Origin of the sequence: Bradyrhizobium sp. AUGA SZCCT0182 (assembly GCF_018130185.1) — a bacterium.
In the GTDB taxonomy this organism is placed as follows: Bacteria; Pseudomonadota; Alphaproteobacteria; order Rhizobiales; family Xanthobacteraceae; genus Bradyrhizobium.
On sequence record NZ_JAFCLY010000006.1, the window covers coordinates 88,598 to 101,673 of the forward strand.

13 protein-coding genes are annotated in these 13,076 nt (G+C 62.8%); all 13 read right to left on the reverse strand.

Translation table 11 applies throughout. The annotated features are described in order from the left end of the window. Positions 1-6: 6 nt before the first annotated feature. The 13 genes from JQ611_RS09100 to JQ611_RS09160 all read right to left on the reverse strand — a co-directional run bounded on the left by JQ611_RS09100 (position 7) and on the right by JQ611_RS09160 (position 13,074). Positions 7-1,515 (reverse strand): NADH-quinone oxidoreductase subunit M, encoded by a 1,509-nt coding sequence (locus tag JQ611_RS09100; RefSeq protein ID WP_212263538.1) that lies wholly within the window; start codon positions 1,513-1,515, stop codon positions 7-9. After that, positions 1,515-3,596: an NADH-quinone oxidoreductase subunit L gene (gene nuoL, locus JQ611_RS09105; protein WP_212465265.1), complete on the reverse strand. Its 2,082-nt coding sequence runs from the start codon at positions 3,594-3,596 to the stop codon at positions 1,515-1,517. Before nuoL ends, JQ611_RS09100 begins: the two co-directional genes overlap by 1 nt. Positions 3,597-3,661: 65 nt before the next feature. Further along, positions 3,662-3,970, reverse strand: coding sequence for an NADH-quinone oxidoreductase subunit NuoK (nuoK, locus tag JQ611_RS09110; RefSeq protein ID WP_028162793.1), 309 nt, complete (start codon positions 3,968-3,970; stop codon positions 3,662-3,664). Beyond that, positions 3,967-4,605 (reverse strand): NADH-quinone oxidoreductase subunit J, encoded by a 639-nt coding sequence (locus tag JQ611_RS09115; RefSeq protein WP_212032185.1) that lies wholly within the window; start codon positions 4,603-4,605, stop codon positions 3,967-3,969. Before JQ611_RS09115 ends, nuoK begins: the two co-directional genes overlap by 4 nt. 9 nt (positions 4,606-4,614) lie before the next feature. Next, a complete protein-coding gene (gene nuoI, locus JQ611_RS09120; RefSeq protein ID WP_212263767.1) occupies positions 4,615-5,103 on the reverse strand; it encodes an NADH-quinone oxidoreductase subunit NuoI in 489 nt (162 codons plus the stop codon). A 13-nt stretch (positions 5,104-5,116) separates the two neighbouring features. Continuing rightward, positions 5,117-6,157 (reverse strand): NADH-quinone oxidoreductase subunit NuoH, encoded by a 1,041-nt coding sequence (nuoH, locus tag JQ611_RS09125; RefSeq protein ID WP_212465266.1) that lies wholly within the window; start codon positions 6,155-6,157, stop codon positions 5,117-5,119. Between the two features lie 10 nt (positions 6,158-6,167). Then, positions 6,168-8,243, reverse strand: a complete 2,076-nt coding sequence (nuoG, locus tag JQ611_RS09130; protein ID WP_212465267.1) for an NADH-quinone oxidoreductase subunit NuoG — start codon at positions 8,241-8,243, stop codon at positions 6,168-6,170. Positions 8,244-8,250: 7 nt separating this feature from the next. Then, positions 8,251-8,739, reverse strand: a complete 489-nt coding sequence (locus tag JQ611_RS09135) for a hypothetical protein (protein ID WP_212263542.1) — start codon at positions 8,737-8,739, stop codon at positions 8,251-8,253. A 5-nt stretch (positions 8,740-8,744) separates the two neighbouring features. Beyond that, positions 8,745-10,070 carry an NADH-quinone oxidoreductase subunit NuoF gene (nuoF, locus tag JQ611_RS09140; RefSeq protein ID WP_212032190.1) on the reverse strand — a complete coding sequence of 442 codons (1,326 nt, stop codon included), beginning with the start codon at positions 10,068-10,070 and terminating at the stop codon, positions 8,745-8,747. Between the two features lie 18 nt (positions 10,071-10,088). After that, positions 10,089-10,304: a hypothetical protein gene (locus JQ611_RS09145; protein ID WP_212263543.1), complete on the reverse strand. Its 216-nt coding sequence runs from the start codon at positions 10,302-10,304 to the stop codon at positions 10,089-10,091. After that, positions 10,301-10,912: an NADH-quinone oxidoreductase subunit NuoE gene (gene nuoE / locus JQ611_RS09150; RefSeq protein WP_212263544.1), complete on the reverse strand. Its 612-nt coding sequence runs from the start codon at positions 10,910-10,912 to the stop codon at positions 10,301-10,303. Before nuoE ends, JQ611_RS09145 begins: the two co-directional genes overlap by 4 nt. 3 nt (positions 10,913-10,915) lie before the next feature. After that, positions 10,916-11,884, reverse strand: coding sequence for an FkbM family methyltransferase (locus JQ611_RS09155; RefSeq protein ID WP_212263545.1), 969 nt, complete (start codon positions 11,882-11,884; stop codon positions 10,916-10,918). Further along, positions 11,884-13,074, reverse strand: coding sequence for an NADH-quinone oxidoreductase subunit D (locus JQ611_RS09160; RefSeq protein ID WP_212263546.1), 1,191 nt, complete (start codon positions 13,072-13,074; stop codon positions 11,884-11,886). Before JQ611_RS09160 ends, JQ611_RS09155 begins: the two co-directional genes overlap by 1 nt. Positions 13,075-13,076: the final 2 nt, after the last annotated feature.

The window sequence follows — 13,076 nt, forward strand, 5'->3', positions numbered from 1 at the left end:
GCGGCCTTACTGGATCAACGCGGCTGCCTTCACGGCAGTCACGGCGGTGTTGTAATTGTTGACGAGTTGCTGAACCGAGGCCGCCGACATGTCGAGCACCGGTTTCGGATAGACGCCGAACAGGATGGTGAGGAACACCAGCGGGAACAGCATCAGGCCTTCGCGGAACGTGAGGTCCTTGATGCTGGCGAGCGCCGGCTTGGTCAGGGTGCCGAACACCACCTTGCGATAGAGCCAGAGCGCATAGCCCGCCGAGAGGATCACGCCGAACGTGGCGAAGGTCGCGGTCGGGATCGAGACCTTGAAGGTGCCGATCAGCGTCATGAATTCGCCGACGAAGCCGCTAGTGCCGGGCAACCCGACATTGGCCATGGTGAACACCATGAACACCAGCGCGTAGAGCGGCATCCGGTTCACGAGGCCGCCGTAAGCGGCGATCTCGCGGGTGTGCATGCGGTCGTAGACGATGCCGACGCAAAGGAACAGCGCGCCCGAGACGATGCCGTGCGAGATCATCTGGAACACGCCGCCGGCCACGCCCTGCGTGGTGCCGGCGAAAATGCCCATGGTGACGAAACCCATATGCGCCACCGACGAATAGGCGATCAGCTTCTTGATGTCTTCCTGCATCAAGGCCACCAGCGAGGTGTAGATGATCGCGATCGCTGACAGCGAGAAGATGATCCAAGCGAAATCATGCGACGCCAGCGGGAACATCGGCAGCGAGAAGCGCAGGAAGCCGTAGCCGCCCATCTTCAACAGGATCGCCGCCAGGATCACCGAGCCCGCGGTCGGCGCCTCGACGTGGGCGTCCGGCAACCAGGTGTGCACCGGCCACATCGGCATCTTCACCGCGAACGATGCAAAGAACGCCAGCCATGCCCAAGTCTGCAGGGAACGCGGCACGGCGGTGTGCATCAGCGTCGGGATATCGGTGGTTCCGGCGTTCCAGTACAGCGCCATGATCGCCAGCAGCATCAAGACCGAGCCGAGCAGCGTATAGAGGAAGAACTTGAAGGACGCGTAGACCCGGCGCGGGCCGCCCCAGACGCCGATGATCAGGAACATCGGGATCAGGCCGCCCTCGAAGAACAGGTAGAACAGCACGAGGTCGAGCGCCGAGAAGGTGCCGATCATCAGCGTTTCCAACAGCAGGAACGCCATCATGTATTCGCGCACCCGCATCGTCACCGATTTCCAGCTCGCGATGATGCAGAACGGCATCAGGGCGGTGGTCAGGATCACGAACGGCAGTGAAATGCCGTCGACACCCATGTGGTAGGTGATGCCGCTCGCCAGCCACGACGCCTTTTCAATGAACTGGAAGTCCGGATTGGTCGCATCGAAGCGCCAGACCAGGATCAGCGAGACCGCAAAGGTCACCAGCGTGGTCCACAGCGCGATCCAGCGCGAGTTGCTTCTCGCCGCGTCGTCGTCGCCGCGGCTGATGTAGATCACCAGCGCGCCGAACAGCGGCAGGAAGGTGACGACCGAGAGAATGGGCCAGGTTGTCATCACTGGCCTCCCAAGCCGAACATGAACCAGGTGATTAGTCCGGCGACCCCGATCAGCATCGCAAACGCGTAGTGATAGAGATAGCCGGTTTGGATCTTCACGACGTTGCGGGTGACATCGAGCACCCGCGCGGAAATGCCGTCGGGGCCGAAGCCGTCGATGACATAGCCATCGCCCTTCTTCCACAGGAAGTGGCCGATCCATTTGGCCGGACGAACGAAGATCAGGTCATACAGCTCGTCGAAATACCATTTGTTGAGCAGGAACTGGTACAGCATCGGGTGCTGATTGGCGAGTTCGACCGGCAGATAGGGCCGGCGAATATAGAAGACGTAGGAGATGTAGGCGCCCACCACCATCATCACGGTCGGCAGGTACGCGATCCACGCCGGGATGTGGTGCATCTCTTCGATGATGTTCGGGTGCATCTTCAGGGATTCACGGAAGAACTCGGCCACGCCGTGGCCTGCGAACAATTCCTTGAACGGGAAGCCGGCCAGGATCGAGCCTGCGGCGAGGACGCCGATCGGGACCAGCATCCACAGCGGAGCCTCGTGAGCGGCTTCATAGTGCTCCTGATCGTGCGGTTCGCCGTGGAAGGTCTTGAAGATCAGACGCCAGGAATAGAACGAGGTCAGGCCGGCTGCGACCACCGTCATCAGGAAGCCGTACATCGCGAACGGATTATGCGAGACGAACGCAGATTCGATGATCGCATCCTTGGAGAAATAGCCGGCGGTGAGCGGGAATCCAGTCAATGCCAGCGTGCCGATCACCATCACGATATAGGTGAAGGGAATCCGGTCCTTCAGCCCGCCCATGTTGCGGATGTCCTGCTCATGATGCATCGCGTAGATCACCGAGCCGGAGCCCAGGAACAGCAGTGCCTTGAAGAAGGCGTGCGTGAACAGATGGAAGATGCCGACCGAATAGGCCCCTGCCCCCATCGCCACGAACATGTAGCCGAGCTGCGAACAGGTCGAGTAGGCGACGATGCGCTTGATGTCGTTCTGCACGAGGCCAATCGTCGCCGCAAAGAACGCGGTGGTGGCGCCGAAGAACATCACGACGGCCTGCGCATTCGGCGCCAGCTCGAACAGCGGCGACAGGCGCGCCACCATGAACACGCCGGCGGTGACCATGGTCGCGGCATGGATCAGCGCCGAGACCGGCGTCGGGCCTTCCATGGCGTCCGGCAACCAGGTGTGCAGCAGGAACTGGGCGGACTTGCCCATCGCGCCCATGAACAGCAGCAGGCAGGTCAGCGTCAGCGCGTCGGCATGCCAGCCGAACACGTCGATGGTCTTGCCTGCGAGCCCCGGCGCACCCGCGAAGATGGTCTCGAAATCGGTGGACTTGAGCAGCATGAACACGGCGAAGATGCCGAGCGCGAAGCCGAAATCGCCGACGCGGTTGACCACGAAGGCCTTGATCGCCGCCGCATTGGCCGACGGCTTCTGGTACCAGAAACCGATCAGGAGATAGCTGGCGAGACCGACGCCCTCCCAGCCGAAGAACATCTGCACCAGGTTGTCCGAGGTCACCAGCATCAGCATCGCGAAGGTGAACAGCGACAGATAGGCAAAGAAGCGCGGCCGGTGCGGATCCTCGTCCATGTAGCCGATGGAATAAAGATGCACGAGCGCCGAGACCGTGTTGACCACGACCAGCATGACCGCGGTCAGCGTATCGACGCGCAGCGACCACGCGACCTGCAGATCGCCAGAATTGATCCAGGGGAACAGGGCAATGCGGGCGTCATGATGCATGAAGCCGACATCGACCAGCGTGACCCAGGACAGCCCAGCCGAAATCATCAGCAGGCAGGTCGTGATCAGTTCCGCCGCGCGCGAGCCTGCCGCCGGCGGCTCGGACACGTGGTGGTCGTCGTGCCCGTGGTCATCGTGGCCACGGTCGTCGTGGGCGGCTGACGCCTGCGCGTGCGCATCGTGCCCATGATGCCCGTCATCATGATGCTCGACGGTGTCGCCGCTCGGGTTGCGCGCATGCGCGCCAAAAATGGCGATCAGGCCGGCCAGAATGGCGCCCAGCAGCGGCAGAAAGACGATTGCCTGAACCATCAACGTTTTCCCTTGCGCATGATCTTGCCGGAAAACCGGCGTCCACTTTTCCGGATCATGCGCCGTCAGCCCTTCATCAAATTAACGTCTTCAACCGCGATCGAACCGCGGTTGCGGAAGTACACCACCAGCACCGCCAAGCCGATCGCCGCCTCGGCTGCGGCGACCGTCAGCACCAGCAGCGCAAACACCTGGCCGACGATGTCGCCGAGGAAGGTGGAGAACGCCACCAGGTTGATGTTGACCGAAAGCAGGATCAGCTCGATCGACATCAGGATGACGATGATGTTCTTGCGGTTCAGGAAGATGCCGAGGATCCCGAGCGTGAACAGGATGGCGCCGACCGAGAGGTAATGTCCGAGCCCGATCGTCATTTCACCCACTCCGCCGCGTCCGCGTCCTGCAGGCCCTGGCCCGCGGCCACCTTGCGCACGCTCATCGCGAGCTCCGGCGTCCGCGCGTTCTGCACGTTGATGTCCTGCCGCTTGACGTTGACCTTGTGGCGCAGCGTCAGCACGATGGCGCCGATCATCGCGACCAGCAGCACCATGCCGGCGAGCTGGAAGTAGTGGATGTACTTCGTATAGAGCACGAGGCCGAGCGCCTCGGTGTTGCTGATATTGGCCGGGATCGCCGCCGTGATGTTCTTGGTCACGGACGGATTGATCGCCCAGCCGCCGACGACCAGCAGAAGCTCGAACACGAAGATGCCGCCGATCACGAGCCCGATCGGCAGATACTGCATGAAGCCCTCGCGCAGTTCGACGAAGTCGACGTCGAGCATCATGATCACGAACAGGAACAGCACCGCGACCGCGCCGACATAGACCACGATCAGCATCATGCCGAGGAATTCGGCGCCCATCAGGATGAACAGGCCCGAGGCGTTGACGAAGGCCAGGATCAGATACAGCACGGAGTGCACGGGATTGCGCGAGACAATCACCATCACAGCCGACGCCACGCAGATGCCGGCAAACAGATAAAAGAACAGCGCGGGAAGGATCATGCCCTCACCTCACCGGTACGGCGCGTCGAGTTCGATCGATTTCGCAATCTCACGCTCCCAACGGTCGCCATTGGCGAGCAATTTCGCCTTGTCATAATAGAGTTCCTCGCGGGTCTCGGTCGCGAATTCGAAATTCGGTCCCTCGACGATGGCATCGACCGGGCAGGCTTCCTGGCACAGGCCGCAATAGATGCATTTCACCATGTCGATGTCGTAGCGCACGGTGCGGCGGGTGCCGTCGTTGCGGCGCGGGCCGGCCTCGATGGTGATGGCCTGCGCCGGGCAGATCGCCTCGCACAGCTTGCAGGCGATGCAGCGCTCTTCGCCGTTCGGATAGCGGCGCAGCGCATGCTCGCCGCGGAAGCGCGGCGAGATCGGGCCCTTCTCGAACGGATAGTTCAGCGTCGGCTTCGGCTTGAAGAAGTAGCGCATGGCGAGGAAGAACGCCGATACAAACTCGGTCAGGAGAAGCGAGCGGGCTGTTGCGTTGATATTGATGCTCATAGCGACCTCATTTCGGCGCGAGCCCCGCGAATTGCAGGACCCCGGCGACGATCACCACCATCGCCAGCGACAGCGGCAGGAACACCTTCCAGCCGAGCCGCATCAGTTGATCGTAGCGGTAGCGCGGCACGATCGCCTTCGCCATCGCGAACATGAAGAACATGAAGAACACTTTCAGCGCGAACCAGATGATCCCGGGCACCCAGGTGAACGGGGCGTAGGGAACCGGCGGCAGCCAGCCGCCCAGGAACAGGATCGTCGCCAACGCGCACATCGTGGTGATCGCGACGTATTCGCCGAGCATGAACAGCAGATACGGCGTCGAGCCGTACTCGGTCATGAAGCCCGCGACCAGTTCGGATTCCGCTTCAACCAGGTCGAACGGCGGCCGGTTGGTTTCGGCCAGCGCCGAGACGTAGAAGATCACGAACATCGGAAACAGCGGCAGCCAGTACCAGCCGAGCAACCCGAATCTGGTGTTCTGGGCCTGCACCACGTCGGTCAGGTTCAGCGAGCCCACGCACAAGAGCACCGTGATGATCACGAAGCCGATCGAGACTTCGTACGACACCATCTGCGCCGCCGAACGCAGCGCGGCGAGGAACGGATATTTCGAGTTCGACGACCAGCCGGCCATGATGATGCCGTAGATCGACAGCGACGAGATCGCGAAGATGTAGAGCACGCCAACATTGATGTTGGCGATCACCCAGCCGAAATCCATCGGGATCACGGCCCAGGCCGCCAGCGCCAGCACGCAAGAGACCAGCGGCGCGAGCAGGAACACGCCCTTGTTGGAGCCGGAGGGAATAACCGGCTCCTTCAGCACGAACTTCAAAAGGTCGGCGAAGGATTGCAGCAGGCCCCAAGGGCCGACGACGTTGGGACCCCTGCGGATCTGCACCGCCGCCCAGATCTTGCGGTCGGCAAGCAGGATGTAGGCGATCGCGATCAGCAGCACGACCAGCAGCAGCAGGCTCTGCGCGACCATGACGATCAGCGGCCAGAGGAAACCGGTCCAGAACGAGCTTGCGAAGAATTCAGCCATCAGGTCACGCTCACTCCGCTGCCGTCAGCATTTGCCCGGACGCCAGGCGGGAACATTCCGCCATCACCGCCGACGCACGCGCGATCGGGTTGGTGAGGTAGAAATCCTCGACGGGCGTCTTGAACGGCGTCTTGTCGACGCTGCCGCCCTTGCCGGCTAGCGCCTTGATATCATCCGCCTTGCCGGGCTCGATCTGGTCGATCCGGATCAGATGCGGCGCCGCCTTGACCAGCGCCTGGCGCAACGCCTGTAGCGAGTCGTAGGGCAGCTTCTTGCCCAGCACATCCGACAGCGCACGGACGATCGCCCAGTCCTCGCGCGCCTCGCCCGGCGGGAACGCGGCACGGTTGGCAATCTGCGCCCTGCCCTCCGTGTTGACGTAGATGCCGGATTTTTCGGTATAGGCCGCGCCCGGCAAAATGACGTCAGCGCGATGCGCGCCGCGGTCGCCATGGGTGCCAATATAGACCACGAAGGTCCCGTCCGGCACCTTGACGTCATCGGCGCCGAGCAGGAACAGCACGTCGAGCGTGCCGAAGGTGGTCATTTGCGCGAGATTCAGGCTGCCCTTGTCAGCCGCAAAGCCGATATCGAGCGCGCCCGCGCGCGACGCCGTATCCTGCAACACGCCAAAACCATTCCAGCCGTCCTTGAGTGCGCCGACATCGACCGCGAGTTTGGCAGCGAGCGCCAGCACCGCCGCGCCGTCATGGCGTGCCAATGATCCGGCGCCGACCAGCACGATCGGGTTCTTGGCGCCCTTAAGCACCTCGGCGAAGGAATGCTTGCCGGCCGCGAGATCGCCGAGCGAATCCGTGCCGGCGCCGAGATAATCGTAATCATAGGTCAAGTCGGCCTTGGCGCCGATCACACCGACCTTGAGCCTGCCCGTGCGCCAGCGCTTGCGGATACGGGCGTTGAGGACGGCGGCTTCCTTGCGCGGGTTGGAGCCCACGATCAGCAGCGCGTCGGCCTGCTCGATCCCGGCAATGGTCGGATTGAAGATATAGGACGCGCGGCCGGCCTTGGGGTCGAAGGCGTCGCCGCCCTGCACCGCCAGGTTGGCCGAGCCGCACTTCGCCAGCAGCTCCTTCAGCGCGAACATTTCTTCGACCGCGGCAAGGTCGCCGGCGATCGCACCGATCCGCTTGCCGTCGATACGGCCGGTCTTGGCAGCAATCGCCGCAAACGCCTCCGACCACGATGCGGCGCGGAGCTGGCCGTTCTGGCGGATATAGGGCCGGTCGAGCCGCTGGGTCCGCAGGCCGTCGACGATGTGACGGCTCTTGTCGGAAATCCATTCTTCGTTCACGGCCTCGTTGATGCGCGGCAGGATCCGCATCACCTCGCGGCCGCGGGTATCGACCCGGATCGCGGAGCCTACGCCGTCCATCACGTCGACCGACTGGGTCTTGCCGAGCTCCCAGGGCCGCGCCGCAAAGGCATAGGGCTTCGAGGTCAGCGCGCCGACCGGGCAAATGTCGACGAGATTGCCCTGCAGTTCCGAAGTCAGCGCCGATTCCAGGTAGGTCGTGATTTCCATGTCCTCGCCGCGGCCGGTCGCGCCCATTTCCGGCGCGCCGCAGACTTCGGCGGAGAAACGGACGCAGCGCGTGCACTGGATGCAGCGGTTCATCGAAGTCTTGACCAGCGCGCCCAGATATTTGTCCTCGACCGCGCGCTTGTTTTCGGCAAAGCGCGAGGTATCGACGCCGTAGCCCATCGCCTGGTCCTGCAGGTCGCACTCGCCGCCCTGGTCGCAGATCGGGCAATCCAGCGGATGGTTGATCAGCAGGAATTCCATCACGCCTTCGCGCGCCTTCTTCACCATCGGCGAACGCGTCGAGATTTCCGGCGGCTCGCCCTTGGGACCCGGACGGCAATCGCGCACGCCCCAGGCGCAGCTTGCGACCGGCTTCGGGCCGCCCTTCACCTCGACGAGGCACATCCGGCAATTGCCGGCGATCGACAGCCGCTCGTGGTAGCAGAAGCGCGGAATTTCGGCGCCCGCGGCCTCACATGCCTGCAGCAGCGTGTACTCCGGGGGGACATCGATCTCTTTGCCATCGACGATGAGTTTGGTCATTGCGCTCTCAAGTCTTTCCGAGCTTGCAGTCGGGTGGTGTAACGCTTGATGTCTTCAGCGACGCCTTGATCCATTGCTGGGTCTCGGCGCCATAGGTGGCCAGATAGGCCGGCTGCGCCGCGTTCTTCTCGCACAGGAACGGCAGATGCGGCTTCAAATCGTAATCGCAGGAGGCCTGCCATTCGCGCTTTCCCGCGAACGCGCCGATCGCTTCCTCGCAGGCGTAGAGGAAGTAGGTGACGAAGCTCTCGTACTGAACCTGCTCGTCGCGGCCGGAAGCCTTGATCTTGTCGTAGTCCGGCTGCGCGAACTTCGGATTCTTGAACGCCAGGTCGGTGTAGCCCAGAAACGCCTGCCGCGCGCTGGTCGCGCGGTTGCCTGTGCGGATCTCGTTGATCTGGAGCAGGATCGCAACAAAGCCGAGCAGCGCCACGGTCGCCTGCGCCATCTGCGCCAGCGTTCCGTATTTCTGCCACCAAAAGCTCGGTTGCGACATGGACATTACTCCGCCGCGACCATGTTTACGGGGTCGCGCACGCCGATATCGTCGATATCGGCCTTATGCGAATACTGATCGATACGCTCTTCGATCTCGTGGCGAAAATGCGCGATCAGGCCCTGGATCGGCCACGCCGCGGCATCGCCCAGCGCGCAGATGGTGTGGCCTTCGACCTGTTTGGTCACCTCCAGCAGCATATCGATCTCGCGCTTGTGGGCGCGGCCGTCGGCCATGCGGGTGAGCACCCGCCACATCCAGCCAGTACCCTCGCGGCACGGCGTGCACTGGCCGCAGCTCTCGTGCTTGTAGAAGTAGGAGATCCGCGCGATCGCCCGGATCAGATCTGTCGATTTGTCCATCACGATGACAGCGGCGGTGCCGAGGCCGGAGCGCAGCTTGCCGAGGCTGTCGAAATCCATCGGCGTATCGATGATCTGTTCGGCCGGCACCATGCGCACCGACGAGCCGCCGGGGATCACAGCCTTGAGATTGTCCCAGCCGCCGCGAATGCCGCCGCAATGGCGCTCGATCAATTCGCGGAACGGAATCCCCATCGCCTCTTCGACGTTGCAGGGCCGCTCGACATGGCCGGAAATGCAAAACAGTTTTGTGCCGACATTGTTGGGCCGGCCGATCGCGGCGAACCATGCCGCGCCACGCCGCAGGATATCGGGAGCCACCGCAATCGACTCGACGTTGTTGACGGTGGTCGGGCAGCCATAGAGACCGACATTGGCCGGGAATGGCGGCTTCAGCCGCGGCTGGCCCTTCTTGCCTTCGAGGCTTTCCAAGAGCGCGGTCTCTTCGCCGCAGATATAGGCGCCGGCGCCGTGCGCGACATAAATGTCGAACGGCCAGCCATTGAGATTGTCCTTGCCGACCAGCTTGGCATCATAGGCCTGGTCGATCGCGGCCTGCAGATGTTCGCGCTCCCTGATGAATTCGCCGCGCACATAGATGTAGCAGGCATGCGCGTTCATCGCGAAGCTCGCGAGCAAACAGCCCTCGACCAGAAGATGCGGATCGTGCCGCATGATCTCGCGGTCCTTGCAGGTGCCGGGCTCGGACTCGTCGGCATTGACCACGAGATAGCTCGGCCGGCCGTCGGTGGATTCCTTCGGCATGAACGACCATTTCAGCCCGGTCGGAAAACCCGCGCCGCCGCGCCCGCGCAGGCCGGAGGCCTTCATCTCGTTGATGATCCAGTCGCGGCCCTTGTCGATGATCGATTTGGTGCCGTCCCAGGCGCCGCGGCGGCGTGCACCCTCAAGGCCCCAATCGTGCAGGCCGTAGAGATTCTTGAAGATGCGATCCTTGTCGTCGAGCATGACCAGAACTTCCCGGGATCAACGTTTGGACTGAGAGTAAGCGAGCCCCGCGGCGCATCCGCCGAAGGTCAGCGCCCACAACAAAGCGGAATCAAGCGAGGCGCTCAGCGCGTAGCGCTGCAGCAGAAAAATGAACGTCGCCGCGGCCAGGGCGTGAAGGGTCATCAACTGCCAGGTCTTCATCGCAGCGGCCCTCCCCGGCCCGCCCGCTCGCAACAAGCGATCGCGCGTCATGTGGTTTCCTTCAGCGTTGTCGGGCCGCCCACCGGCGCCGAGAACTGACGGTCGATCTGCGGTCCAGGCTTTGGCGGATTGCCGGAGGCAAAGCCGTCCAGCACCTTGCCGAAGTTTTCCTTGTTCAGGTCCTCGTAGGTGTCCTTCCAGATCAGCACCATCGGCGCGTTGACGCAGGCACCCAGGCACTCGACCTCTTCCCAGCTGAAATTGCCGTCCTTCGACAGATGGAAGGGGTCGTGATGGATGCGGCTCTGGCACACCTTGATGATGTCTTCCGCGCCGCGCAGGCGGCACGGCGTGGTGCCGCAGACCTGGACATGGGCTTTCTTGCCGACCGGCTGCAGCTGGAACATGGTGTAGAAGGTCGCGACCTCGAGCACGCGGATGTAGGGCATATCCAGGAGATCCGCGACCGCGCGGATCGCGGCTTCCGAAACCCATCCCTCATGCTGCTCCTGCACGCGCCACAGGATCGCAATCACCGCCGACGCCTGGCGTCCGGGCGGATACTTCTCGATCTGCTTCTTCGCCCAGGCGAGGTTCTCGTCGGAGAACGCAAAGCTCGCGGGCTGCAGTTCCTTTGGTGCAAGGCGGCGGACGGACATCGTTCAGTCTCTCATTGCGCGCGGGGCTGCGGCTTTCGCATTGAGCGCATTGATCCGGTCGAGCCAGAATGCGCTTGCGGTGCCGAACACGTTGTAGCCGACGTGGGTTGAAACCTTGATGCGATCGAGGATGGAAAGGTCGGTCACGGTTTCAAGGCGATTGCTGCGCGGATCGTAGACGATCAGCTTCAGCGGGGTCTGGTCGAGGATGTAGCGCGACACGGTATGCTGGGGATCGTTGCCGTGCTCCTCGCACAGGATCACGCTGTCGGCCTCCAGCAGCCGCTTGCCGCCCTTCATGGCCTCGATCTCGACGCCTTCGACGTCGAGCTTGATCAGGAATTTTCCGCCGGCCGCGACCTTGCCGTCGTCGATCAGATTGTCGAGCGCGATCACAGGCACTTCCTCGCCAGCGGTCTGGTCGCCGGCGATGCTGAAGGCTTCATGCTTGGTGCCGCTCAATCGCGCGGTGCCGCGCGCGGCGCCGATCGCGCATTTCATCGCTTCGAAGCGGTTGCCGTTGAGTCTCGCGTTATTGGCCAGCTTCGGGAAATTCTGCCCCGACGGCTCGATCGCGATCGCCTTGTGCGAGCCGAACGGCTTGCTTGAGACCAGCACCGACCAGTAGCCGTAATTGGCGCCGCAATCGAGCAGCGTGTAGTCGACGTCGACTGATTCCCGGAACAGCAATTCGAGTTCGTTCTCATAGGCGAACGAGCGGTTGAGCAGCTTGCTCCAGTAGCCGTCGCCATAGGGGAATGCGAATGTCGCGTCCGCATTCAGCCTGACGTCGATGTCGCGCTCGGGCAACGTCCTGCGCAGCAGGTTGGCGCACATGTTGTAGCCGCGATGCGAAAAGTTCGACGATATTTTCGATCCCAGCGTCAGCGCCACCGCAGCCAGCCGCTCCCAAGGGTTGGCGCCTTCAAGCGCACCCGAAGCCCGGTCAAACTGGATTGGCGGCTGCGCCATCACCGATCGACCTCTCCGAACACGATGTCGAGCGAGCCGAGGATGGCCGAGACGTCGGCGAGCAGATGGCCCTTGCAGATGTGGTCCATCGCCTGCAGATGGGCAAAGCCCGGCGCGCGGATCTTGCACTTGTAGGGCTTGTTGCTGCCGTCGGCGACCAGGTAGACGCCGAACTCGCCCTTCGGCGCCTCGACCGCGGCGTAGACTTCGCCGGCCGGCACGCGGACGCCCTCGGTATAGAGCTTGAAGTGATGGATCAGCGCTTCCATCGAGCGCTTCATCTCGCCGCGCCGCGGCGGCGCGATCTTGTTGTCCTCGACGACGACAGGCCCCTGCCCGTCCGGCGCCCGCAGCTTGGCGATGCACTGCTTCATGATGCGCACCGACTGGCGCATCTCTTCCATGCGGATGCAGTAGCGGTCGTAGCAGTCGCCGTTCTTGCCGATCGGAATGTCGAAATCCATCTCGGCATAGCATTCATAAGGCTGCGACTTGCGCAGATCCCAGGCAGCACCGGAGCCGCGCACCATCACGCCGGAGAAACCCCACTCCCAGGCTTCTTTCAGCGGCACCACGCCGATATCGACGTTGCGCTGCTTGAAGATGCGGTTGCCGGTGAGCAGCGTTTCGAGGTCGGCGACGACCTGCAGGAACGGATCGCACCAGGCGTCGATGTCGTCGATCAGTTTTGGCGGCAAATCCTGATGCACGCCGCCGAGGCGGAAGTACGCCGCATGCATGCGCGAGCCGGAAGCGCGCTCATAGAACACCATCAGCTTTTCGCGTTCTTCAAAACCCCACAGCGGCGGGGTCAGCGCGCCGACGTCCATCGCCTGCGTGGTGACGTTGAGCAGATGCGACAGGATGCGGCCGATCTCGCTATAGAGCACCCGGATCAATTGCCCGCGGCGCGGCACCGTGATGCCCAGCAACTTTTCCGCCGCGAGGCAGAACGCATGTTCCTGGTTCATCGGCGCGACGTAATCGAGCCGGTCGAAATACGGGATCGCCTGCAGATAAGTTTTCTGCTCGATCAGCTTTTCGGTGCCGCGATGCAAGAGGCCGATGTGCGGATCGACGCGCGCGACGACCTCGCCGTCCAGTTCGAGCACGAGACGCAGAACGCCATGGGCTGCCGGATGCTGCGGTCCAAAGTTGATCGTGAAATTTCGAAGATTCTGTTCGTTCATGG

Coding starts and splice junctions, on each gene's coding strand:
- nuoF (WP_212032190.1), bottom strand. CDS start 10,070: ATGCTCGACGACAAGGATCGCATCTTCAAGAATCTCTACGGCCTGCAC.
- nuoH (WP_212465266.1), bottom strand. CDS start 6,157: ATGGCTGAATTCTTCGCAAGCTCGTTCTGGACCGGTTTCCTCTGGCCG.
- JQ611_RS09160 (WP_212263546.1), bottom strand. CDS start 13,074: ATGAACGAACAGAATCTTCGAAATTTCACGATCAACTTTGGACCGCAG.
- nuoL (WP_212465265.1), bottom strand. CDS start 3,596: ATGGTTCAGGCAATCGTCTTTCTGCCGCTGCTGGGCGCCATTCTGGCC.
- JQ611_RS09155 (WP_212263545.1), bottom strand. CDS start 11,884: ATGGCGCAGCCGCCAATCCAGTTTGACCGGGCTTCGGGTGCGCTTGAA.
- JQ611_RS09145 (WP_212263543.1), bottom strand. CDS start 10,304: ATGACGCGCGATCGCTTGTTGCGAGCGGGCGGGCCGGGGAGGGCCGCT.
- JQ611_RS09115 (WP_212032185.1), bottom strand. CDS start 4,605: ATGATCCTTCCCGCGCTGTTCTTTTATCTGTTTGCCGGCATCTGCGTG.
- JQ611_RS09135 (WP_212263542.1), bottom strand. CDS start 8,739: ATGTCGCAACCGAGCTTTTGGTGGCAGAAATACGGAACGCTGGCGCAG.
- nuoE (WP_212263544.1), bottom strand. CDS start 10,912: ATGTCCGTCCGCCGCCTTGCACCAAAGGAACTGCAGCCCGCGAGCTTT.
- nuoK (WP_028162793.1), bottom strand. CDS start 3,970: ATGACGATCGGGCTCGGACATTACCTCTCGGTCGGCGCCATCCTGTTC.
- nuoG (WP_212465267.1), bottom strand. CDS start 8,243: ATGACCAAACTCATCGTCGATGGCAAAGAGATCGATGTCCCCCCGGAG.
- JQ611_RS09100 (WP_212263538.1), bottom strand. CDS start 1,515: ATGACAACCTGGCCCATTCTCTCGGTCGTCACCTTCCTGCCGCTGTTC.